Below are 22,512 nucleotides of genomic sequence, written 5' to 3' on the forward strand. Positions count from 1 at the left end.
GTGCCCGGCGTCGTCGCCGGGCACCGGCGGCCTCACCTCACCGGTCGTTCCCGGGCTTGCGGATGATCTCGACGATGCTGGTCAGGCCCTGCTCCCCGAAGCCGGCCGCCACCGTCCGATCGAACAGGTCCCGCAGCGCCGCGGGCACCCCGGCGTCCAGACCGGCGTCCGCGAACGCGTGGACCTGGTGCGCCATCCCCACCGCCATCATGTGCAGGCTGTTCTCCCCGCCCGGATACTCGCCGGCGTCGATCTCCCGCGTGCTCTCGGCGACGATCCCCATCGGCCCGTCGCCGGCGAGCTGCTCCAGCATGTCGGCGACATAGGGCCGCAGCCCCTCGGCCGGGACGCCCGCCGTGCCCACCAGCGCCGCGGCCTGGAAGTACGCGGCCAGGGTCGAGGAGAACACGTACAGCATGGCCTGGTAGAAGAGCATCGACAGCCCGGGGTCCGCGCCCACGAACCGGACGTCGCCCAGCAGTGTCAGCGTCTCGCGGTGCGCGTCGACGAGGGCCTCGGGGCCGCTGTAGAACGCGTACGAGATCGGCGTCCCGATCCCCGGCGGCGGGACCATGATCCCCGCCGTCACCAGTGCCGCGCCGTGCCCCTCCGCCCAGCGGGCCGCCTCGCGCAACTCGTCCGGCGCGCCGGAGCCGAGGTTGACCAGCACCTTCCCCTTCAGCTCGGACTCGGCCCCCGCGAACGAGGCGTACATCGCCGCGTAGTCCACCTGACTGATGACGACCAGCTCGTTCGCCGCCAGGGCCTCGGCGGCGGAGGCGGCCTTGGTGGCCCCCTTGGCCGCGAGCGGGTCGGCCTTGGCCGCCGTGCGGTTCCAGACGGTGACCGGTCGGCCGGCCTCCAGGAACACCTCGACCATCTTCGAGCCCATCGCGCCGAGCCCGATCACCGTGACGCCGTCGTGCATCGCCTTCTCCTTTGAACGCCCTGCCTTCGATGAACCCCAGCCTGCGTCGGGGGGCTTCGGGTTCCCTTCAGAACGACTGCGGGTCCGCTCCGGAGGCCACCGACAACTTTTTTTGTCTTGACAAGAGAAGCTTTCGGTTGCCACTCTGGAGGCATGTTCGAAGTCGCGGTGATCGAGGACTCGGCGGCGGCCGAGAGCGCGCTGGACCCGATCCGGGCCCGACTGCTGGCCGAGTTGGCGGAGCCCGGGTCGGCGGCCACGCTGGCCGTCCGGGTCGGCCTGCCCCGGCAGAAGGTCAACTACCACCTGCGGGCGCTGGAGCGGCACGGGCTGGTCGAGCTGGTGGAGGAGCGCCGCAAGGGCAACGTCACCGAACGGGTGATGCGGGCCACGGCGGCGTCCTACGTGATCTCGCCCGCCGCGCTGGCGGCGGTCCAGCCCGACCCGGGCCGTTCGCCCGACCGGCTCTCCGCCCGCTGGCTGCTGGCGCTGGCGTCCCAGCTCGTCCGGGACGTCGGGACGCTGATCGTGGGCGCCGACCGGGCCCGCCAGAAGGTGGCGACGTTCGCGATCGACGGCCGGGTGCGGTTCGCCTCCGCCGCCGACCGCGCCGCGTTCGCCGAGAGGCTGGGCCGCGCGGTGACCGAGCTGGTCGCCGAGTACCACGACGAAGCGGCCGAGGGGGGCCGCGACCACCGTGTGGTCATCGCCCTCCACCCGGCCATCACGAAGGACGTCCCCGAGGACGCCACGGAACGAGAGGACGGCTGACATGCCGCACGAATTCGAGGTACGCGAAGAGATCGAGTTGGCCGCCACCCCGGAGGAGGTCTGGGAGGCCATCGCCACCGGGCCCGGGGTCGACTCCTGGTTCATGGGCCGCAACCAGATCGAGCCCCGCGTCGGCGGCCGGAACCTTTGGGAGACGCCCCTCTTCTCGGCGGAGTCCACCGTGACCGCCTACGACCCGCCCCACCACTACGCGTACCGCAGTGACGAAGCCCCCGACGGGCAGTTCATGGCGTTCGAGTACCTGGTCGAGGGACGCGAGGGCGGCAGCTCGGTGCTGCGGTTCGTCCACAGCGGGTTCCTCGGCGACGACTGGGAGGAGGAGTACGACGCCATCAAGAAGGGCGACCGCCAGTACCTCAACAAGCTGGCCGTCTACCTGAAGCACTTCAAGGGCCGCACGTCCCTGCACAACCTGTTCCTCGTCGGTCCGCAGGTCGCCGACGAGCAGCGCGTGTGGTCGGCGTTCAAGGACGCCTTCGGTCTGACCGGCGACGTCGCCCCGGGCGACAAGGGCCGGCTGGCCGTCGAGGGCCTCGCACCGATGGACGCGGTCGTGGAGTTCGAGGCGGCCCCGCACTTCCTGGGGGTTCGCGCCGGCGACGGCATCTCGATGCTCATCTACGGCCACGAGAGCACCGTCGTCGTCGAGCGTCACGAGTTCTCCGCCGACGCGGACGGCAAGGAGCTCGAAGGCGCCTGGCAGTCCTGGTTCACCGCCGCCTTCGGAAACTGAGGAAACCCATGCTGACCACGAAGCCCGCGCAACGGGCCGGCCGACGCGAGTGGATCGCGCTGGCCGTCCTGGCCCTGCCCACCGTGCTGCTGTCCCTGGACATCAGCGTGCTCTACCTGGCGCTGCCCGAGCTGGGCTCCGGCCTCGGCGCCTCCGGCACCGAGCAGCTCTGGATCATGGACATCTACTCGTTCATGCTCGCGGGCTTCCTGGTCACCATGGGCACGCTCGGCGACCGGATCGGCCGCCGCCGACTGCTCATGATCGGCGCCGTGGCGTTCGGCCTGGTGTCGGTGCTGGCGGCGTACGCCACGTCGCCGGAGATGCTGATCGCCGCCCGCGCCCTGCTGGGTGTCGCCGGGGCCACCCTGATGCCGTCCACGATGGCGTTGATCCGCAACATGTTCACCGACCCCCGGCAGATGGGGACGGCCGTCGGGGTCTGGTTCGCCTGCTTCGTCGGCGGGATGGCGTTGGGCCCGGTGGCCGGCGGGTTCCTGCTCGAGCACTTCTGGTGGGGCTCGGTGTTCCTGCTGGGGGTCCCGGTCATGCTCCTGCTGCTGATCGTGGGCCCGGCGCTGCTGCCCGAATACCGCGACGCCGAGGCCGGCCGTCTCGACCTCGCCAGCGTGGCCCTCTCGCTGGCCGCGATCCTCCCCGTCATCTACGGGCTGAAGGAGCCGGCCCGGGAGGGCTGGTCCACGACGCCCGCCCTCGCCCTCGCCGCCGGCCTCGGCTGCGGGTACGCGTTCGTCCGCCGCCAGCGGGGCCTGGCCGAGCCGCTGCTGGACCTGCGCCTGTTCGCCGGCCGTACGTTCACGGTGGCGCTGGCGATCATGCTGCTCGGCGGGGTCGTGATGTCGGGCGCCACCCTGATGTCCACCCAGTACCTCCAACTGGTCGAGGGCTTCTCCCCGCTGAACGCCGGCCTGTGGATGCTCCCGCAGAACGTCGCCCTGGTCGTCGGCTCGATGGCCGGCCCCGCCCTGGCCCGGCGCTTCCGCCCCGCCCACGTCATCGCCTTGGGCATGGCCCTCGGCGCGGCCGGCTTCGCCCTGCACACCCAGATCGGCGGCACCGGTGGGCTGCCCCTCCTGGTGACCGGCCTGGTGCTGTCCTCCGCCGGCATCGCGATGCCGATGACCCTCACCATGAACCTGATGTTGGCCGGAACGCCCCCGGAGAAGGCCGGCTCGGTGGCCTCCATCTCCGAGACCGGAGGCGAGTTCGGCGTGGCGCTCGGCGTCGCCACCATGGGCACGTTGGGCACCGTCGTCTACCGCGACCGACTGGCCGACACCATGCCGAACGACATCCCCGCCGCCTCCGCGGCCACCGCCCGGGAGAGCATGGCGACCGCCCTGGAGGCCGCCGCCGGCCTCCCGGCGAACCTGACCGCCGACCTCCTGACCGCCGCCCGCGACGCCTTCGCCACCGGCCTGAACGCGGTGGCCCTGGTCGGAGTCGCCGCCTTCGTCACCCTGGGCATCCTGGCCGCCACCACCCTCCGCACCACCCCCCAACCCTCCGCCACCGACACGGACACCCCGGCCGAGGAGGCCCTCGTCCCCACCGCCCACTGACCCGCACTCCCCAGGGAGGCCACCAACCACGGTGGCCTCCCTTGGCGCGTCGGGGAGGGATCCCTACGTGGCGGTGGTGAGGGCCTCTTGCCAGGTGTGGAGGAAGGTGGGGTAGTCGGTGGCGAACCGGTGGAGAGCGGGTTCGGCGGTGGGGGTGAGGGCGGTCAATTCGTAGGTGACGTCGACGGTGGTGTGGCCGGTGGTGTTCTCGGTCAGGGAGACGGTGACCGTGCCGGCGCGGGAGCCGGGGGTGACGCGGGCGTAGGAGATGTGGTGGCCCGGCTCGCGGGAGAGGACGACCCAGGTGGTGACCTCGTCGGCTGCGGTGGTCTCGAAGACGGTGCCGGGGGCGGTGTCGTCGTCGGTCGGGAGCGGGAAGCGGGGGCGCCAGCCCGGCACCCAGCGCTGCTCGCCGCGTGGGGTGAACAGCTCGAAGGCCCTGGCGGGAGGCAGCGGGACGGTGATCCGGCCGGTGAGGCGGTATTGGGGGCCGCTCACTTCTCCACCAGCCGGTGCGCGTCGGCGGCGGTGAGGGTGAGGCCGTAGACGGACCTGAGCTGCTCGATCTTGCCCAAGGTCTGCTCGCTGAAGGGGGCACGGCCTTCGAAGGCGTGCAGGGTGATGCCCTCCACGAGGTCGCCCAGGGACATGTCCAGGTATTCGGCCAGCCCCTTGAGGACCTTGAGGAGGTTGCGCTCGATGCGGAGGCCGGTCTGGGCGCGTTCGATCTCTACCATGGTAACAAGGTACCTCGGTAGAGCTCAGGGTTGGACGATCAGGGCGAGGGGCTCGCCGACGGGCACCGTCTCCCGTTCCGGGGCCTGGATGTGCAGGACACCCGCGCCCGGCGAGCGGAGCTCGCTGTCGACCTTGTCGACGGACACCTCGACCAGCGGCTCGTCCGCCTCGACCCGGTCGCCGTCGCGCTTGAGCCAGCGGGTGACCACGCCCTCGGGGGAGTGCTCGGCCAGCGCCGGCATGGCGAGCGTCAGCGGGCCATGGGACGCGGGTGTCGACGGGGTCTCGTGCCCCCGCATCGCCGCCGCCTCCCTGCGGGCCTGCTCCCGCATCGCCGCCGCCTCGATCCGGGTGCGTTCCAGGAGGGCCGCCGCCTCCGCCCGGTGGCGCTCCCGAAAGGCCGCCACCTCCTCCCGGGCGTGATCGAGCAGGGTCGCCACCTCCTCCCGGCCGTGCTCCAGCAGGGTCGCCGCCTCCGCTCGGGCCTGGTCCAGCAGGGTCGCGGCCTTCGCCTCGGCCTCGGCGACGATGCGGGCCGCCTGTTCGCGGGCGCCGGCCAGGGTCTCCTCCCGCACCCGATGCCGCTCGGCGTCGTCGGCGGTCGGACGGGCGCGCTCGGTGGCGGCGACCCTGTCCCAGGCCCGCCGCCAGCCTTCCAGGGCGTCGGGCTCGACCCCGCAGGCCCGGGCGAACGCCACCAGCACGGCCTTCCTGGGGAACCGGCTGCCCTTCAACATGTCCGACACCGTGGACTTCGACAGCATGGCCACGTCCCGATGGTCCGACGACCACCGTTCCAGCGTCCGCAGGGACGGGGTGTCGGCCCGGATGTGCAGCTCGCGCAGCAGCGCGGCGAGCCCGTCGCGGGTCCGCACCGTCTCCAGCGGCTCACGCAGATCACCCAGGTACGGCCGCTCGTCCACTTCAGGTCCCTGTCTGACAGTGTCCGTTGACGCACACAGCGTAAGCGCGGCGGGCCCGGGCCGCTGGAGGAACGGAAAGATCCGCGCCTCGGGTCAGCCCAGGAGGGACCGGACGGCCCGCCGGGCGGGCACGCTCAGCAGCCCCTCCCACGAGTCGAACAGCTCGCGCAGCCCGTGCCCGTACCGTTCCCGGAACTCCGGGTTGATCTGAACCAGGTCCAGCTCGTTGGCCACGGTCAGCTCCGCGAAGTCGCGCCGCGCGGCCTCCGGCGGGTCGGACACCTCACCGGTGAACCGATCCCGGAACGGGCCGCCCTGGGCGAGCCCCGAATGGGAGAAGCCCCGGTCGCATCCGGCGTAGAGGTACACGATGCCCTCGGCCTCCGCGCCGACGGCCTCGACCAGCGTCGCCCGCTCGTCGGTGGAGCCCAGCGCGACCGCGAACCCGTCCGTGCCGTAGAAGGCGTGGCACAGGCCCGCCAGACAGAGGTCCGGCCGCGCCCCCCACTCGCCCAACGTCGCGTGGACGCGGCGCAGATGGGCCAGCAGCGTGCCGCCCGGATGGGGGACGTCCCGAGCCCCCCGCGCGCCCAGGAGATCGGTTGCCTTCGCGACCCGGTCCATGAGGCCATCATGCCCGGACGGCTCCGAGGCCATTCCCCGGGGGCCGCAGCGAGGGCCTGTGGCGGGAATCACTTATTGTGGCCGTCACCACCGCAAGGTGTCCGATTCATGTCATCCGGATGACAAAGACGCGCGTTCCGCTGGTTCCGTGGACCATGGCGGATCGCCTGACGGGTCCCCTACCGTCATAATCGGCCGATAATGGCCGTCCGGCGGAAGATGGAGCGCGGTGGTGACTGAGGGCTCGGGTCTCGGAGAACAGGTCCAGTCGGCATTCAGGATCGCGGTCATGTTCGGCCGCAGCGGCCTGTGGCGGCCGGGTCCCCCGACCCGGATCGCGCGTCAACTCGGGGCGCTGCGGCGCTGGGGCACCGTCCTGGGCGGGTCCTTCGTCTCGGCCTCCGCCCGCGACCCCGAACGCGTCGCGATCGTCGACGACTACGGGAGCCTGACCTACGGCCAGGTGAACGCGCGCACCGACCGGCTCGCGACGGCGTTGACCAAGGACGGCGCGAAGCCGCGGGTCGCGGTCCTGTGCCGCAACCACCGCGGCATGGTCGAGACCCTGGTGGCCTGCAGCAAGGCCGGCGCCGACACGGTGCTGCTCAACACCGGCATGAGCGCCGAGCAGTCGCTGCGGGTGCTGGAGGAGCAGGAGATCGACCTCCTGATCGCCGACTCGGAGTTCGCCGAGGTCCTGGACGGGGCCAAGATCCGCACGCTGACCGCCGACGGGCCCGACTCCGGGCTGGCCGACCTCATCGTGCGCGGCGGCGGTGTCGACCTGAGCCCGCCCGCGCGCCCCGGCCGGACCGTCGTGCTCAGCTCGGGCACCACCGGCGCGCCCAAGGGCGCCGACCGCCAGCCGAACCCCGGGCTCAGCCCGCTGGCCTCGATGCTGTCGCGCATCCCGCTCAAGGTGCACGAGACGATGTTCATCGAGGCGCCGCTGTTCCACACCTGGGGCTACGCCAACCTGCAGATGGCCATCGGGCTGCGGGCCACGATGGTGTTCCGCAGCCGGTTCGACCCCGAGGCGTCGCTGCGGAGGGCGGCCGAGAGCAGGGCCACCGCGCTGATCGCGGTGCCGGTCATGCTGCAGCGGATGCTGGAGTGGCGGACGCAGTCCAAGGAGATGCCCGACCTGTCCGCGCTGCGCGTCGTGGCGGTGAGCGGCTCGGCGCTGCCCGGAGGGTTCGCCACCCGGTTCATGAACGCCTTCGGGGACGTGCTCTACAACCTCTACGGGTCGACCGAGTCGTCCTGGGTGACCATCGCCACCCCGGCCGACCTGCGCGTCCACCCCGACACCGCGGGGACGCCGCCGCCCGGCACCAAGCTCGCCATCCTGGACGACGACGGCCGCCCGGTGAAGCCGGGGACCGTGGGCCGGATCTTCGCCGCCAACGACCTGCTGTTCGCGGGCTACACCAACGGCGCCGGCAAGGAGATGGTCGACGGGCTGATGAGCCTGGGCGACCTCGGCCGGATCGACGAGCACGGCCGGCTGTTCGTGCAGGGCCGCGCCGACGACATGATCGTCTCCGGTGGGGAGAACGTCTTCCCCGGCGAGGTCGAGGACGCCCTGGCGGACCTTCCCCAGGTCCGTGAGGTCGCCGTCGTCGGCGTGCCGGACGAGGAGTTCGGCCAGCGCCTGGCGGCCTTCGTGGTGCTGAACCCGGGCCAAGGGCTCACCGCGGACGAGGTCCGCGACCACGCCCGCCGCGAGGTGGCCCGGTTCGCGGTGCCGAGGGACGTCACCTTCGTCGACGAGCTGCCGCGCAACGCCACCGGCAAGGTCGTCCGCAACCGCCTGCCGCACGCCTCCGCGGAGGGCTGACCCGGCCCGGACGCGATGAAGGGCCGGCGCGCCCCGCGCCGGCCCCTCAGCCTCGTGTCGTCAGTCGTTCTCGACGTTCCCGATGTAGCAGTCCTGCTCGGGAGGGCTGATGATCATGAGGAGCGACAGGTGGATGCAGTTCGCGATCGCCCTGGTCTCGTTCTCGGTGTTGGTCTTCTCCTTGTGGGACTTGTGGCTCAGGGAGAAGCTCGAGTCGTTGTCGCTGTACTTCTCGCTGGTGCGGTCACCGCCGGCCATCGCGGGCGTGGCGCTCATCAGGACGCCGCCCACGGCGACGGTGAGAACGCCGGCCGTTGCCAGTCGCTTGAGCACGATGTCTCCTTCTCTCGTTCGCGGCAGGGGCCGGCGCGTGGCGCGCCGGCCCCTCACATCCGTGGTGGACGTCAGTCGTTCTCGACGTTCCCGATGTAGCAGTCCTGCTCGGGCGGGCTGATGATCGGGATGATCGGGATCTGGAGGCAGTTGGCGATCGCCAACGTCTCGTTGTCGACGTTGTCCTTCTCCTTGTGCGAGGAGTAGTCCAGCGAGAAGTTCGAGTCGTTGTCGCTGTACTTCTTGCTGGTGTAGTCACCATGGCCGCCGGCCATTGCGGGCGTGGCGCTCATCAGGACGCCGCCCACGGCGACGGTGAGAACGCCGGCCGTTGCCAGTCGCTTGAGCACGATGTCTCCCTTTCTGGATCGGATGCCGATCTCGGTGTGCGGCGCCGATTCTCGCCGGTCACCAGTCATGGCTAACAACGCCTGTACCCACGTGTCGATGCCGAACCAGTGGCCTGACAATGGTTTTACCGGCAATTGTGTTAATGCGGTGCCGGGGCGCTGCGATGTTGCGCGGACATGCGAGGGGGCCGACGCCGGTCGCGCCGACCCCCCGGTGATGCAGTACGTCAGTCGTTCTCGACGTTGCCGATGTAGCAGTCCTGCTCCACAGGGCTGATGATCGGGATGATCGGGACCTGGAGGCAGTTCAGCACCGCGAACGTCTCGTTGTCGGTGTTGGTCTTCTCGTCGTGCGAGTGGTAGTTCAGATCGAACGACTTGTCATTGTCGTTCTTGACGTACTTCTTGTAGTCACCGTGGCCGCCGGCCATCGCGGGCGTGGCGCTCATCAGCACGCCACCCACGGCGACGGTGAGCACGCCAGCCGTTGCCAGTCGCTTGAGCACGATGTCTCCTTTTTCCTGATTGGGGTATGCCGATCTCGACGGCGCCATGATGCAGCCCGCCGGTCACGAGCAATAGGTAACACCGTTCCTACCCGAATGTCGATGCCAGTCGAGGCCGCTGGAGATTCTTTTCTCGGGTATTGCGCCAGGCTGGTGAAGTGCGCCATTAAAAACTGCTTGCAAATACGGCTTCGGGTGGGTCGATGGCGGTTTGTCCGAACGGCGTCTCCGGGTATGCGCCGACATGGCGGGCGGCCCGCGGCGGCCCGCCGGCCCCCGGAATCGCGCCGTCGCGCGGGCCAACAGATTGCCAAGCATTTTCCGCCGCCGGTTCAAGGGCCCCGTCGCGCAGGGGCCGTTGTGGCAGTGTCGGCACCGCCCCGAGGGGGCCGCAATTCGGATCGGGGACGACGTCGGACGAGCGTGTGCCGGCCGCCGATCACCGCCACGCCTCGTTGTCGAAGGGACGGCCCGCGATGGGAGCGCACGAGCTGAGCGCGGGCGCGACCTCCCCCAGGGAATCCACCAGGGAGTCCACCAGGGAGCGCGCGCCGCGCGTCGCGGAGACCCCGGTCCGCGAGACGACCCGGCGTTCCGAGACCTCGCTCCGACCCGGGATGTACGCGCTGGCCCTGATGGCGGTGGACGCCGGCGCGCTGGCCTGGCCCGCGGTCGCGTCCGGTGCCGCCCGTCCCGCCCGCCTCGCCGTGGCCGCCGCCGTGGTCGTCGCCCTGCACGCCTCGTCCGGGCTCTACCGGCTGCGGCGCGGGTTCTCGCCGGCGCAGGACGCCCCTCGACTGGCCGTGGGCGGTGTGGTCGCGGCGCTGATCCTCTCGGCCACCGCCGAGTCCTGGCGCGCGGCGGCCGGATATCTGGTCCTTGCGATCACCGGCAGGCTCGCGGCGTACGGCGCGGTGCGGTGGGCGCGCCTTCGGGGACGGCGATGCCCGGCGCTGGTCGTCGGCGGGGGCGCGGCCGGGCTCGGTCTGGCGGCGGTGCTGCGGAGGCGGCCCGAGTACGGGCTCGACCCGGTGGGGATCGTGCTCGCCGGGCCCTGGGAGCCGAGGGGCGCGGCGGTGCCGGTCCCGGTGCTCGGCGGCGGGCCCGAACTGCGGCGGGTGATGCGCCGGCACGACGTCCGCGCGGTGTTCGTCGTCCTGCCGGAGCTGCGGCACGGCCGGCTGGAGACGATCGTCGAGGACTGCGACGCGCTCGGCGCCGAACTGTTCCTGGTGCCGTCGTCCATGGCCGTGGGAGCCGTGGACGGCCGGCGGACGGAGTGCTTCGGCGGTGTCGTCTGCGTCGCCGCGCGGCTGCGTCCCCACACGTTCACCGCCCGGTGGGGGAAGCGGCTCTTCGACCTCGCCGTGGCGCTGGGCGCGCTGGCCGTCACCTGGCCGCTGTTCCTCGCCTGCGCGGTCGCCGTACGGCTGGAGAGCGGCCCGGGTGTGCTGTTCCGGCAGCTCAGAGTGGGGCTGGACGGCCGCACGTTCGTCCTGCTGAAGTTCCGGACGATGCACCCGGCCACCGAGGAGGAGGCCGACACCCGCTGGTCCATCGAGGGCGACGAGCGGGTCGGGCGCGTCGGCCGCCTCCTGCGCCGCACGTGGCTGGACGAGCTGCCGCAACTGTGGAACGTCGTGCGCGGCGACATGAGCGTGGTCGGCCCGCGCCCTGAGCGGCCCTACTTCGTCCGGCGCTTCTCGCGCACGGTGCCCGGGTACGCGCTGCGCCATCGGGTGCCCGTGGGCATCACCGGCTGGGCGCAGGTCCACGGGCTGCACGGGGACACGTGCGTGGAGGAGCGGGCCCGGTTCGACAACCAGTACATCGCCGCCTGGACACTGTGGACGGACGTTCGGATCCTGCTGCTCACCGCCCGGGCGATGCTCTTGCGGGCCGTTCCGTGAACGTCGTCCGCAGGCCGTCCTGGATGGTCGCCGCCATCGCCGTGGCCGTGTGCCTGCCATACGCGCACGGCGAGGTGGGCGACCCCGTGAACGTGACCGCCGCCGATGTCCTGTCGCTCGCGTTCGTCCTGGTCATGGTGTTGCTGGTGGCCACGGGGGCGCGGCCGTGGCCGAGGGTGGCGCTGGCCCTGGCCGCCGTTCCGGTGGCCGTCGCCGGGCTGACGACGGTGCTGTCGACGGACCCGGCGGCCAGCCTGCCGGGGTACGTCCGGTTCCTTCAGGTCTTCGTGCTGCTCCCGCTGGCCGTGCTCGCCGCCGTACGGGACCGGCGCGACGTGCTCATCGCCGGCGGCGGAGTGGTCGCCGCGAGCGTGCTGGAGGCCCTCGTCGGCATCGGTCAGGCGATCACCCGCACGGGGGCCTCCTACCAGGGGCGCAACGTGCGGGCGGTCGGGACGTTCGGCGCGGCGGACGTCATGGCGATGGCCACTGTCGTGTCGTTCGGGCTGGTCATCACCCTCGCGTTCCTGGTCACGCTGCGGGGGAGCCGGCGGGTGACCGTGGTGACGGGGCTCGTTCTGGTCGTTCAGGTCGTCGCGTTGGCCGTGTCCCTCAGCAGGGGGACGTGGATCGCGGCGGGCATCGCGGTCGGAGTGCTGTTGCTGGTGCGCGATCGGCGGACGGCGCTGCTCGGCGGCGTGGTGGCGGTGCTGGCGGGGGTCCTGGTGTTCGGGCTCGGTGTCGGCGACCGTCTGGTCGGGGCTCGGATGCGGTCGATCGCGTCCAGCGCCACCAGCCCCGACCAGTCGGTCAGCGACCGGTACGGTCTGTGGCGCTCCGCCGGGGCGATGCTCCGCGACCACCCGCTGACCGGCGTCGGCCCGCGCAACTTCGCGTCGTACCGCGACACGTACGCGCCGCTCAACCTGTCGTCGGGCAGCGACACCGCGGACCCCGTCCACGGTTACGTGCGGCGGGAGCTGCGGTCCCCGCACAACCAGTACCTGCTGGTGGCGTCCGAGCAGGGGCTCGCGGGGCTGCTCGGCTTCGTCGGCGTCCTTGCGGTGCTGATCGGGGGCCTGGTCCGGCACCGCGCCGCGCGCGACCCGCTGTGGACCGTGTCCATCGCGTTCGTGTGCTGGCTGCTGGTGGACTTCTGCTACTCCGACCTCGGCGGGCCCGCCTCCGTACTGGTGGCGATCATGCTGGGGCTGGCCGCTCGCGCGGCGCTGCCCGCCCGGCCCGTGGAGCGGGCGTGCGTCGGAGGGGCCGACTCTGGGCGCGCCCCGGAGCCGGGCGGCAGCGTGAGGGCGCGCGTCGCAGGGGACGACGCCCCCGTGCCGGCGGCCGCGTGGGGAGGCCGGCGTGAGGGTTGAGAACGCGGGTGTCGCGCAGGTGGACTCGGTTCGGCGGGCCGCCGGGATCTCCGCCGTGCTCATCGTGGCCGGCACGGTGCTGGGGTTCGTTCGCGACCTGCTGATGGCGCACCGGTTCGGCGCGGGCAGCGGGACCGACGCCTTCCTGGTGGCCTGGACGATCCCGGAGACCGCGTCCCCGCTGCTGATCGAGGACGCGATGGCGCTGCTGATGGTGCCGGTGCTCAGCCGCGCCCTGGCCGACCACGGCGGGGTCCGGGCGCTGGTGGCGGCGACGCTGCCGAAGGTGACCATCCTGCTCGCCACCGCCATGGGCCTCGTCGTGATGACGGCGCCGGCGCTGGTCGACGTGCTGGCCCCGGGGCTCGACGACCGGGAACGGGCGATCACGTGCATGCGGATGACCTCGCTGACCGTGCTGACGTTCGGGCTGGCCGGGTTCATGAGCGCCACGCTGCGGGCCCACCACCGCTTCGGCCCGCCCGCCGCCATCTACGCCGCGTACAACGTGGGCATCCTCGCGGTCATCCTGACCTGCGACGACACGCTCGGTGTGACGGCGGCGGCGCTCGGCGTCGCGGCGGGGAGCCTGCTGATGATCGTGGTGCAGGCCCCGGCGTTCCTGCGCAGCCTGCACCGGACCGCGCCCGGCCTCGGGGGCGCGATGCCCGCCGGGCTGGCCGCCGCCGTCGCCCCGGTGATCGTCTACACGGTGACCCGGCAGGCGCAGGTCTTCGTCGAACGCCACTTCGGGGCGGGCCTGGCCGAGGGCTCGATCTCGCACCTCAACTACGCCCAGAAGGTCGCGCAGGTGCCGATGGTCCTGTCGCTGCTGGTGGTCACGGTGACGTTCCCCCGACTGGCCCGGGCCTGGGCCGCGGGGGACGCGCAGAACGTCCGCCGCCGCATCGAGAGCGACGTCGCGGTGGTCGGGACGCTGGTGCTGGCGGCGACGGCGTACCTCGTCGCGTTCGCGCCCACCGTCATCGGGCTGCTGTTCGAGCACGGCCGTTTCACCCACGAGGACACCGAGGCGACCGCCGCCGTCATGCGGGTCTACGCGCTGGGGCTGCTGGGCCAGGCGCTGGTGGGCGTGCTGACCCGCGTGTTCTACGCCGCCGGGCGTCCGTGCTGGTACCCGGCGTGGGCCGTGGCGGCGGGCCTCGCGCTCACCGCCCTCCTCGCCGCCATGACCGCGTCCACCGGCGGGACGGCCGCGCTCGCCGCCGCCAACGCCGCCGGGATCACCGCCACCGCGCTGCTGCTGCTGTCCGGGCTGCGCCGCCGGATGGCCCCCATGGACCTGCGGGCCGCCACGACCGGCATCACACGCTCCACACCCGCCGCCTGCGCCGCGGCCGTCGCCGGGTTCGCCGTCGAACGGGCCCTCGGCGGGCACGTCCCGGCGTTCCCGCTGCTGGTCGTCGGGCTGGTCGTGGTGGCGGCGGTGTTCGGCCTGGGCGCCGCCGCGCTGGGCGCCGAAGAGCCCCGCCGGGCGCTGGTCCACGCCCGAAGCCGTCTGACCGAGAAGAAGGCGAAGTACCTGTGAAGCCCATGCCGCTGATCCTCATGTACCACTCGGTGGACCGCGTGGCGGAGGACCCGTACCGGCTGACCGTCCCGCCGGAGCTGTTCGAACGCCAGATGGACTGGCTGCGCCGCAACGGGATGCGCGGCGTGTCCATCCGCGAGCTGCGCCGCGCCTGGCACGCCGGGCGGGCGCGCGGGCTGGTGGGCCTCACGTTCGACGACGGCTACGCCGACTTCGCCACCCGCGCGGCGCCCGTGCTGCTGCGGCGGGGGTTCACCGCGACCGTGTTCGTCGTCGCCGGTGAGATCGGCGGCGGCAACGCCTGGGACGACGGGCCCCGCCGCGCGCTCATGACCGAGGACCAGATCCGCTGCGTCGCCCACACCGGCATGGAGATCGGCTCCCACGGGCTGCGGCACGTGGCGCTGCCGGACGTGGACGCCGAAGACCTGGAGACCGAACTCGTTCGCAGCCGGTCCATCCTCGAGGACGTCAGCGGAGGGCCCGTCACCGGGTTCGCCTACCCGTACGGGCGGGTCGCGCGGCGCGAGGCCGACGCCGTGCGCAAGACCGGATACGAGTACGGCTGCGCCATCTGGCGCTGCCCTTTCAGCGGCGACCACGCGCTCGCCCGCACCTACATGGGCGACCGCGACCACGGCCTGCGCCTGCGGGCCAAGGTCTTCCGCCACCAGTTGCGATGGAGGACACGGGTCTGATGAGGGTCCTGCACGTGATCACGGGGCTGGGGCACGGAGGCGCCGAGCACCAGCTCGACCTGCTGCTGCGGCACCTGCCGGACGTGGACTGCGAGGTGGCCGTCCTCACCGACGCGGGGGAGACCGCCACCGCCCTGCGGGCCCGGGGGGTCATCGTCCACGAGGTCGGCATGAACGGCAACCGCGACCTGTCCGCACTGCCCCGGCTCACCGGGCTGATCAGGCGCGGCGGGTACGACATCGTCCACACGCATCTGTACCGGGCCTGCGTGTACGGCCGGATCGCGGCGCGGCTCGCCGGGGTGCGGACGGTGGTGGCGACCGAGCACTCGCTGGGCGACCGCATGATCGAGGGCCGGCGCGTGTCGGCGGGCGTGCGGACGCTGTACCGCGCGACCGAGATCCTCGGCGGCATGACGGTCGCGGTGTCCCCGACGGTCGCGGCCCGGTTGGTGCGGCTCGGCGTGGACGCGTCCCGCGTCACCGTCATCCCGAACGGCATCGACGCGAACGCGTTCGCGTACGACGAGGGACGGCGCGCCGCCGTCCGCCGCCGACTCGGCATCGGCATGGACGAGTACGTCATCGGTGCCGTGGGCCGGCTGGTGGACGGCAAGCGCTACGGCACGCTCGTGGACGCGTTCTCCCAGGTGGACGCCGTGAAGCTGCTGATCGTCGGGGATGGGCCGCAGCGGGGGGCGCTGGAGGACCTCACCGTCCGGCGCGGGGTCGCGCCCCGGGTGATCTTCGCCGGGGAACGGTCGGACGTCGCCGGGGAACTGTCGGCGATGGACGTGCTGGCCGCACCCTCCGCCGAGGAGACCTTCGGGCTGGCGGTGCTCGAGGGCCTGGCGTCCGGGCTGCCCGTGTTGTACACCGCGTGCCCGGCGCTCGGCGACCTGGATCCCGACGCGGCACCCGGTGCACGCGAGGTCGGCCCCCAGGTGTCCGCCTGGCGGGACGCCCTGGCCGACGTCGTGCGCACGGGCCCCACCCGAACGGCACCGCCCCCGGCCGTCCACCACTACGACATCGCACGCAGCGCCGCCGACCTCGCGCGCCTCTACGAGGCCCTGCTCGCCGTCCACGCCGAGCCCGCCCTCGCATGACCCACTCCCGACAGGAAGGGCAGCCGATGCCACAGACTCCGCAGCCCATCATGGACGCCGCGCGGCGTTGCGGGGCCCCGGCGTTACTCGTGCTGCTCGGCACGGGCGGGGGCCTCACGTACGGACTCCTCGAAAAGCCCGGGTACACGTCGGACGCCCACGTGATGGTGGTGGCCGACCCCGGCACCGACCCCTCCCGCGCCCTCAATTACGCCCAGACGTACGCGCGTTTCTTCGTGGGGGGGCGTCTTTTCTCTGTGGGGGGGCGACCCCCCACGCGCCCCGCGCCCGGTCGGTCGTGGTCTTCAGACGGGCGCTCCTCCGCTGGCGCTCCGGAGCACCCGCCTGAAGCGACCGGGCGTGTCTCTGTGGGGGGGCGACCCCCCACGCCCCCCGCGCCCGGTCGGTCGTGGTCTTCAGACGGGCGTCCCTCCGCTGGCGCTCCGGGCCGCCCGCCTGAAGCGACCGGGCAGTTGTGGGGGGTTGGGGTTCAGACTTCGCCGGGTTCCGTTGATGCGTTCCAAGAGGAGGTTCGGCGGCATGTGCGTGTCACGTTGTCGGCCGCGGCGCCGGTCATCGGCATCACCGGGTCGGCGTCGACGCCCGAGTCGGCCGCCGAGTACGCCAACGCGGCCGCCGGGGCGTTCATCGCGTACGGCGACGCGCATCGCGGGGAGACCGGTGTACGGGTGGCGTCGATGAGTTCGGCCGACGCGCCGGACCGGCCCACCACGCCCAACCTGCCGCTCAGCCTGGCGGTGGGCGCGTCGAGCGGTGTGCTGCTCGCGGGTCTCGCCACGGGGGCGCGACCGGCGCGGAAGGCGGTGGGGACGTGAACGGCCTGCCGCGCGTTCTGCACGTCACGCAGCCGACGACGGCGGGCGTCGCCGCGTACGTCGCCGACGTCTGCGTCGACCAGCGGGCGCGGGGCTGGCATGTCGCGGTCGCGTGCCCGGACGTGGGGGACCTGCCGGAGCGGCTCGCGGGGCTCGGCATCGCGCAGTTCCCCTGGGAAGCGGGGCGGAGGCCGGGGCTGCGGACGCTGGACGAGGCCCGGCGGCTGCGGCGGCTCGTTCAGACGTTCCGGCCGGACATCGTCCACCTGCACTCGTCCAAGGCGGGCCTCGCCGGGCGACTGTGGCCCGGACTGACGAGGAAGGGGCACCGGCCGCTGGTGGTGTTCCAGCCCCACGGCTGGTCCTGGCAGGCGGTCGGGCGGCCGTCGCTGTGGTGGGAGAGGCTCGCCGCGCGCCGTACCGACCTGCTCGTGTGCGTCGGCAGCGGCGAGGCGTGGCAGGGGCTCGCCGCGCGGATCCGGGGGCCGTACCGGGTCGTGCGCAACGGCGTCGACCTCACGCGGTTCCGGCCGGCGGACGCGGAGGAGAAGGCCAGGGCGCGCACTCGGCTGGGGGTCGGCCAGGACGTTCCGCTGGCGGTCTGCGTCGGACGGGTCACCCGGCAGAAGGGCCAGGACGTCCTGCTCGCGGCCTGGCCCCGGATCAAGGCGGAGTGCCCTCGGGCCGAGCTCGCCATCGTCGGGGACGGCGACCGGCTCGCCAAGGCCAGAAGGAAGGGTGGCCCCGGCGTCCGGTTCACCTACGCGGTCGACGACCCCCGCAACTGGTACGCCGCCGCCGACGTGGTCGTCCTGCCGTCGCGGTGGGAGGGGTTGTCGCTCACGTCGCTGGAGGCCATGGCGATGGGCCGGCCGGTGGTGGCGTCCGACATCCCGGGGCTGGCCGAGGTGGTGGGGCCGGGCGCGGGGGCGCTGGTGCCGTCCGAGGACGTCCGAGCACTGTCCGAGGCCGTCCGGGAACGGCTGACGGACCCCGTACTGGCCGCGGATGAGGGCACCATGGCGGGCCGGCTGGCACTGGGCTGCGACGCGGCCGACGGGTTCGCTCAGTTGGCCGCGCTGGTCGCCGAGGCGGCGGGACTGCCGGCGGCGGTCCCCGAGGAGGAGGTCCCGGCGGTGGCGGGCGAGCCCAGCATCCGCCGATAGACCTCCGCCGAACGGGGATGGGCGGCACAGCGCCAGACCCCGTGCGGGCAGTAATCCGAAATGGTCTGGTACGCCACGTCATGGGAGCCGATCCAGTCGATCATCCCGCGGACGTACTCGGGATTGTCGCCATTGCGGAAGAGTCCCCATTCGGGAAAGGAGAGGGGTTTTCCATGGGCGCGGGCGAAGTCGGCATGATGGGCCAGTCCGTACGGCTCGCCGACGAAATACGCGAAGTCCCGGCCGGCGGGCTGGTCGTAGCTGTCGGAGCCGATGACGTCGACGACGTCGTCACCCGGATAGCAGGCCGTCCAGCCGATGGCGTCCGTTCCCCGGCTCGGGGTGAAGTCGAAGCGGAACCGGGCGCCGGGCGCGGCGCGCATGGTGGCGACGATCCGTCGCCAGTACCGCTTCCACGCCTCCGGGTTCGGACCGCAGCGGTGGGTGTAGGTGATGCCGTTCATCTCCCAGCCCGGGACGATGATCGCGTCGCCCGCGCCGGCGGCGACCAGTCGGCGCGCCAGGACGGCGAAGTGCCGGTCGAAGGCGCCGCGCGCCGCCGTCCACAGCAGCACGGCCACGCCCGCGTCGGGGACGCGCTTCTCGTTGGCGGCGAACATCGGCACGTTCACCACCAGCGTCCGGCGGGGGTCGGCGGCGCGCCAGGCGGCCCAGGGGCCGACGATCTCCGGCGGCCCCTCGACACCCGCCCAGGTCTCGCCGGGCAGGTAGGTGTGCCCGACGGTGACGGGGCGGCCGAGCCAGGCCGCGAAGCCCGCCACCCGCCGCACGCCCTCCGCGCCGGAGCCGAGGAACGCGCCGAGGGGCACGTCCCGCGGGTCCGCCCGGCCGGGCGGAGCCGGGACACCCAGCATCGCCGCGGTGAGCGCGGCGGTCATCGCCGACCGCACGAAGAACGATCCGGAAAGGTGCCGGCGAAAAGTCATGGCCGAAATCCTTCCCGGCCCCCCGGCCCGCTGAAGCGTCATTCGGGCACGGGCAAGAGAGAACCGTCGCAGACGACAGGATGATTCAGGTGGTATCGCGAAGAAATGCCGGGAACCCGGTGCTCGACCCGTCCATCCCGGTGCTGTTGTTGCGCACCGATCAGAACGTCTTCCACCATGGCACGCTGGGGGCGATCCGGTCCGCCGGGCGTGCGGGCCTGTCCGTGCACGCCGTCCTGGAGAGCGAGGACGTCCCGGCGGGGCGTTCCCGCTACCTGCGCCGGCGGCTGCCGTGGGCGCCGCCGGTCGGCCACACCGGAGGGCTGCTCGGCTACCTCGCCGCGGCGTCCTCCACGATGGAGGGCCCGGCGCTGCTGATCCCGATGGACGACGCGGGCGCGTTGTTCATCGCCCGCAACGCCACCGACCTGGCCCCCCGCTTCCTGTTCCCCGCGCAGATGCCGTCCCTGCTGGAGGCCCTCGCGGACAAGGCGGCGCTGCGGGACCTGTGCGAACGGGTCGGGGTGCCGCATCCGGAGACCCTGCTGCCCCGCTCGAGCGGCGAGGTGGACGACGCGGTGGACCGGCTCGGACTGCCGCTGGTCGCCAAGTGGGCCCGGCCGTGGCGGATCCCGGCCGGCTCGGGGCTGCGCAGCACCACCATCGTCCGCACCCGCAAGCGCGCCCATCGGCTGTTCGCCGCCGCGCGCCCGGACACGCTCGGCCAACTGCTGCTCCAGCGGTACATCGCCGCGTCCGACGGATCGGACCGGTTCTTCCAGGGGTACTTCGACGGTGGCTCGAACTGCCTGATGAGCGGCACCGGCCGCAAGGAGCTGGCGTCGCCGCCCGGCGCGGGCCTCACCGTCCTCGGACGCTGGCTGCCCGACCCGGACATCGACGGCCTCGCCCGCGAGCTGCTCTACTCGCTCGGCTACTGCGGGGTCGTGGACATGGACTTCCGCCGCGACAGCGTGACCGGCACCTGTTATCTGCTGGACGTCAACCCGCGGCTGGGGGCCCAGTTCCGGCTGTTCACCGGGCGGAACGGGCTGGACCTCGTTCGGGCGATGCATCTGGACCTGTCGTTCCGGCGGGTGCCGGAGACGCCGCCCCAGCACGGCCGGACGTTCCTCGCCGAGAACCACTTCGTGCGGCCCTCCGTCCGGCGGGGCGCGGCGACGCCCCTGCCGGTCCTGCGGACGCTGCGGGAGGCCGGGGAGCTGGCCTGGTTCGCCAAGGACGATCCGTCGCCGTTCTTCGCCGCCGCGGCCGAGGGGCTGAGCAGGGCGCTGCGCGGACCCGCCGCGCCGCCGACGCCGGAGCCGCCGGTCCTGCCGCGCGCCTTCCAGCACGCGGAGTCGGGGAGCGGGCGGTGAACGACTCGACGCTCGACGTCCTGGTCGTCGGCGCGGGCCCGTACGGGCTGTCCGTCGGCGCGCACGCCGGCCACCTCGGCCTGTCGGTGCGGGTGGTGGGGCGGCCCATGCGGTTCTGGGACGAGCACATGCCGCGCGGGATGCTGCTGAAGTCCGAGCCGTTCGCCTCCGGCCTGGGGGCTCCGGTGACCGGTCGTTCCTTCCTCGACTTCTGCGCGGAGCACGGTGAACCGTGGGCGCCGGTGGGCCGGCCGGTGCCGCTGGAGCGGTTCGTCGCCTATGGGCGCTGGTATGCCCGGCAGGCGGTGCCCGAGGTGTACGAGGCCGAGGTGCTGCGCGTCGATCGTTCCGCCACCGGCTACCGCACGCTGCTGGCCACCGGGGAGACGGTGGTCAGCAGGACCGTCGTGATCGCCGTGGGCGTCCATCCGTACGCGTACACGCCGTCGGTGTTCGCGGGGCTGCCGCCGGAGGTGGCCACCCACAGCTCCGACCACCGCGACCTCGCCGGGTTCGTGGGCAAGGACGTGGCGGTGATCGGGGCGGGCCAGTCGGCGCTGGAGACGGCGGCGCTGCTGGCCGAGGCGGGCGCCCAGCCGGTGCTCGTGGCCCGCACCGACGACCTGGCGTGGAACCCGCGTCCGACGGTGTCCCGCACCGTCCGGGAACGTCTGCGCGGGCCGCACTCCGGGCTCGGCACCGGCTGGCGGACCTGGGTGTGGTCGGAACGGCCCCAGGCGGTCCGACTGCTGCCCGGCCCCACCCGCCGGCGGATCGTGCGCACCACGCTCGGGCCCGCCGGGGCGTGGTGGCTGCGCGACCGGCTCGGCGACACCCGCCTCCTGCTCGGGTGCGAGGTCGCGGCGACGGGATGGCGCAACGACCGGGTCCGACTGACGCTGCGGGACCGGAACGACTGGGACCGGACCCTGACGGCCGACCACGTGATCGCCGCGACCGGCTATGTGCCGGACCTGAACCGCCTGACCCTCCTGTCGACGAGTACCCGACGCGGTGTCGCGGCGCGCCACGGGTGCCCGGTGCTCTCGCGGTCCTTCGAGTCGTCCCTGCCCGGCCTGTACTTCGCGGGTCTCTCGTCGGCGGCCGCCTTCGGCCCGGTCATGCGTTTCGTCCACGGCGCGGACTTCGCGGCCCGCCGGATCGCCGCCCACGTCGCCGCCACCGCCACCGCTTCGTCCCTACGCGTCCGGGAACGACCGGCCGTGCGCCCGCCGGCCGGGTAAGCGTAAGCCCATGTCTTCGTATGGTCGCGCGGAAGGCGACGACAGCCGCCGGGGCGCCGATTAACGTGCCATCCGCCATGTCAGAGAAGCGCCGGGACGACGTCGGTGTCCGCCGGAGGAGATCTCCCCATGAGCCAGGAACCGTTCCACGACGGGGCGTCACGCCCCGCGGGACGGCTCCGCCATGCCTGCGTGCGGCCCGCACCCCGGGTCGTCCTCGCAGGGGGCCTGCTCCTCGCCGGCTGGCTGCTGGCCATGGCGTTCTCCGCCGCCCACGCCCACGCCGCCCCGACTGTTTCCGCCTCGTCGACGACCCCTGAACGGGGCCACGCCGTCCGGGGTGGTGTGCCCGACGGTGCGGAGACTCCGCGTGTCCGGGGTGGTGTGCCCGGCGCCGGTGGGGTGCGGGGTGTGGTGGGGCGTGGGGGTGACGCTCACGTGGGAGGGCCGGCGAGGGCGGTGGCCGGTGGGGTGGTGCGGTCGCTGGTGGGGCTGACCCGGGTGATCGCCGGTGTGCCGGCCGCCGGGCCGGTGCTTCGGCCGGCCGGCGACGAGGGGCACGTCGTGCCCCCTCGGGCGGCGCACGCCGGTGGGCCCGTCAGCACCCCGCGCCGGACGATCTCGACGGAGCGCCCGTCGGTCGTCGACGGCGGGCCCGGCATGGCGGCCCCCTGGGTGAGCGCCGTCCATCGTGACGAGGGGAGCGGGCCGGACGTCTCCGGGCCGGTGGGCTCCCGGCGCTCCCCGCCTGAACATGATCCCCCCGGTTCCGGCGACGGTGTCGCCGGTGGTCAGCACCAGCTCCCCCTCGCCGGGCTGACCGACGGCCACACGCCGGGCGTCCCCCCGCTCGTCGGCGAGGCCACGTTCGCCTACCGGGGCTCGCGGCCCGCCGGGCCGCCGGGTGATCCCGCCTTCTCGCCCGACTAGGCCGGCCGCCCCATC

Annotated in this window: 23 protein-coding genes; 14 read left to right on the forward strand and 9 right to left on the reverse strand. The window is 73.0% G+C overall.

All coding sequences use genetic code 11. From position 1 onward, the window contains the following. Positions 1-37: 37 nt before the first annotated feature. The gene (locus tag DFJ69_RS15525; protein ID WP_116023154.1) at positions 38-928 is read right to left on the reverse strand and encodes an NAD(P)-dependent oxidoreductase; all 891 of its coding nucleotides are present in this window, start codon (positions 926-928) and stop codon (positions 38-40) included. Between the two features lie 153 nt (positions 929-1,081). Here DFJ69_RS15525 and DFJ69_RS15530 point away from each other — a divergent pair, with 153 nt between their 5' ends. Genes DFJ69_RS15530 through DFJ69_RS15540 form a run of 3 tightly spaced genes read left to right on the forward strand, consistent with a single transcriptional unit; the run spans position 1,082 to position 4,036 of the window. Beyond that, complete coding sequence (locus DFJ69_RS15530; protein WP_116023155.1) at positions 1,082-1,699, forward strand: ArsR/SmtB family transcription factor; 618 nt, start codon at positions 1,082-1,084, stop codon at positions 1,697-1,699. Between the two features lies 1 nt (position 1,700). Continuing rightward, on the forward strand, positions 1,701-2,453 hold the full coding sequence (locus DFJ69_RS34320; protein WP_170177671.1) for an SRPBCC family protein: 753 nt from the start codon (positions 1,701-1,703) through the stop codon (positions 2,451-2,453). An 8-nt stretch (positions 2,454-2,461) separates the two neighbouring features. Then, positions 2,462-4,036 (forward strand): MFS transporter, encoded by a 1,575-nt coding sequence (locus DFJ69_RS15540; RefSeq protein ID WP_116026655.1) that lies wholly within the window; start codon positions 2,462-2,464, stop codon positions 4,034-4,036. 63 nt (positions 4,037-4,099) lie between these two features. Here the strand turns inward: DFJ69_RS15540 and DFJ69_RS15545 are convergent, their stop codons facing one another. The 4 genes from DFJ69_RS15545 to DFJ69_RS15560 all read right to left on the reverse strand — a co-directional run bounded on the left by DFJ69_RS15545 (position 4,100) and on the right by DFJ69_RS15560 (position 6,321). Further along, positions 4,100-4,534, reverse strand: a complete 435-nt coding sequence (locus DFJ69_RS15545; protein ID WP_116026656.1) for an SRPBCC family protein — start codon at positions 4,532-4,534, stop codon at positions 4,100-4,102. Then, positions 4,531-4,773, reverse strand: coding sequence for a hypothetical protein (locus DFJ69_RS15550; protein ID WP_116023156.1), 243 nt, complete (start codon positions 4,771-4,773; stop codon positions 4,531-4,533). Before DFJ69_RS15550 ends, DFJ69_RS15545 begins: the two co-directional genes overlap by 4 nt. Positions 4,774-4,797: 24 nt before the next feature. Then, on the reverse strand, positions 4,798-5,697 hold the full coding sequence (locus DFJ69_RS35555) for a biotin/lipoyl-containing protein (protein WP_245974405.1): 900 nt from the start codon (positions 5,695-5,697) through the stop codon (positions 4,798-4,800). Positions 5,698-5,790: 93 nt separating this feature from the next. Continuing rightward, entirely contained in the window at positions 5,791-6,321 is a 531-nt protein-coding gene (locus DFJ69_RS15560) for a DUF6817 domain-containing protein (RefSeq protein WP_116023157.1), read from the reverse strand. Between the two features lie 289 nt (positions 6,322-6,610). Here DFJ69_RS15560 and DFJ69_RS15565 point away from each other — a divergent pair, with 289 nt between their 5' ends. Next, positions 6,611-8,161: an AMP-binding protein gene (locus DFJ69_RS15565; protein WP_211328632.1), complete on the forward strand. Its 1,551-nt coding sequence runs from the start codon at positions 6,611-6,613 to the stop codon at positions 8,159-8,161. A 60-nt stretch (positions 8,162-8,221) separates the two neighbouring features. On the opposite strand, the gene DFJ69_RS15570 is transcribed toward DFJ69_RS15565, so the two are convergent. From DFJ69_RS15570 to DFJ69_RS15580, 3 genes are all read right to left on the reverse strand, one after another. Beyond that, a complete protein-coding gene (locus tag DFJ69_RS15570) occupies positions 8,222-8,494 on the reverse strand; it encodes a hypothetical protein (RefSeq protein WP_116023158.1) in 273 nt (90 codons plus the stop codon). A gap of 71 nt (positions 8,495-8,565) precedes the next feature. Then, positions 8,566-8,844, reverse strand: a complete 279-nt coding sequence (locus DFJ69_RS15575) for a hypothetical protein (protein ID WP_116023159.1) — start codon at positions 8,842-8,844, stop codon at positions 8,566-8,568. 227 nt (positions 8,845-9,071) lie between these two features. Next, positions 9,072-9,350, reverse strand: a complete 279-nt coding sequence (locus DFJ69_RS15580) for a hypothetical protein (protein WP_116023160.1) — start codon at positions 9,348-9,350, stop codon at positions 9,072-9,074. 476 nt (positions 9,351-9,826) lie between these two features. Between DFJ69_RS15580 and DFJ69_RS15585 the strand changes: the two genes are divergently transcribed. From DFJ69_RS15585 to DFJ69_RS15615, 7 genes are all read left to right on the forward strand, one after another. Beyond that, a complete protein-coding gene (locus tag DFJ69_RS15585) occupies positions 9,827-11,260 on the forward strand; it encodes a sugar transferase (protein WP_245974406.1) in 1,434 nt (477 codons plus the stop codon). Then, complete coding sequence (locus DFJ69_RS15590) at positions 11,257-12,636, forward strand: O-antigen ligase family protein (RefSeq protein ID WP_147312319.1); 1,380 nt, start codon at positions 11,257-11,259, stop codon at positions 12,634-12,636. Before DFJ69_RS15585 ends, DFJ69_RS15590 begins: the two co-directional genes overlap by 4 nt. Next, the gene (locus tag DFJ69_RS15595; protein ID WP_281275854.1) at positions 12,626-14,185 is read left to right on the forward strand and encodes a lipid II flippase MurJ; all 1,560 of its coding nucleotides are present in this window, start codon (positions 12,626-12,628) and stop codon (positions 14,183-14,185) included. Before DFJ69_RS15590 ends, DFJ69_RS15595 begins: the two co-directional genes overlap by 11 nt. 5 nt (positions 14,186-14,190) lie before the next feature. After that, the gene (locus tag DFJ69_RS15600; protein WP_116026661.1) at positions 14,191-14,886 is read left to right on the forward strand and encodes a polysaccharide deacetylase family protein; all 696 of its coding nucleotides are present in this window, start codon (positions 14,191-14,193) and stop codon (positions 14,884-14,886) included. Continuing rightward, the gene (locus DFJ69_RS15605) at positions 14,886-15,995 is read left to right on the forward strand and encodes a glycosyltransferase (RefSeq protein ID WP_116026662.1); all 1,110 of its coding nucleotides are present in this window, start codon (positions 14,886-14,888) and stop codon (positions 15,993-15,995) included. The genes DFJ69_RS15600 and DFJ69_RS15605 overlap by 1 nt, the downstream gene beginning before the upstream one ends. 542 nt (positions 15,996-16,537) lie before the next feature. Beyond that, a complete protein-coding gene (locus tag DFJ69_RS15610; RefSeq protein ID WP_116023162.1) occupies positions 16,538-16,831 on the forward strand; it encodes a hypothetical protein in 294 nt (97 codons plus the stop codon). Next, on the forward strand, positions 16,828-17,997 hold the full coding sequence (locus tag DFJ69_RS15615) for a glycosyltransferase (RefSeq protein WP_116023163.1): 1,170 nt from the start codon (positions 16,828-16,830) through the stop codon (positions 17,995-17,997). The genes DFJ69_RS15610 and DFJ69_RS15615 overlap by 4 nt, the downstream gene beginning before the upstream one ends. Here the strand turns inward: DFJ69_RS15615 and DFJ69_RS15620 are convergent. Further along, positions 17,898-18,944 (reverse strand): glycoside hydrolase family 26 protein, encoded by a 1,047-nt coding sequence (locus tag DFJ69_RS15620; RefSeq protein ID WP_116023164.1) that lies wholly within the window; start codon positions 18,942-18,944, stop codon positions 17,898-17,900. The genes DFJ69_RS15615 and DFJ69_RS15620 overlap by 100 nt on opposite strands. Before the next feature lie 119 nt (positions 18,945-19,063). Between DFJ69_RS15620 and DFJ69_RS15625 the strand changes: the two genes are divergently transcribed. The 3 genes from DFJ69_RS15625 (at position 19,064) to DFJ69_RS33775 (ending at position 22,497) form a co-directional block, all read left to right on the forward strand. Then, entirely contained in the window at positions 19,064-20,323 is a 1,260-nt protein-coding gene (locus tag DFJ69_RS15625; protein ID WP_116023165.1) for a carboxylate--amine ligase, read from the forward strand. Continuing rightward, positions 20,320-21,567 carry an NAD(P)-binding domain-containing protein gene (locus tag DFJ69_RS15630; protein ID WP_116023166.1) on the forward strand — a complete coding sequence of 416 codons (1,248 nt, stop codon included), beginning with the start codon at positions 20,320-20,322 and terminating at the stop codon, positions 21,565-21,567. Before DFJ69_RS15625 ends, DFJ69_RS15630 begins: the two co-directional genes overlap by 4 nt. A 129-nt stretch (positions 21,568-21,696) precedes the next feature. Beyond that, entirely contained in the window at positions 21,697-22,497 is an 801-nt protein-coding gene (locus DFJ69_RS33775) for a hypothetical protein (RefSeq protein ID WP_147312320.1), read from the forward strand. Positions 22,498-22,512 lie beyond the last annotated feature (15 nt).

The sequence above is a fragment of the Thermomonospora umbrina genome, assembly GCF_003386555.1.
GTDB classification, from domain to species: Bacteria; Actinomycetota; Actinomycetes; order Streptosporangiales; family Streptosporangiaceae; genus Thermomonospora; species Thermomonospora umbrina.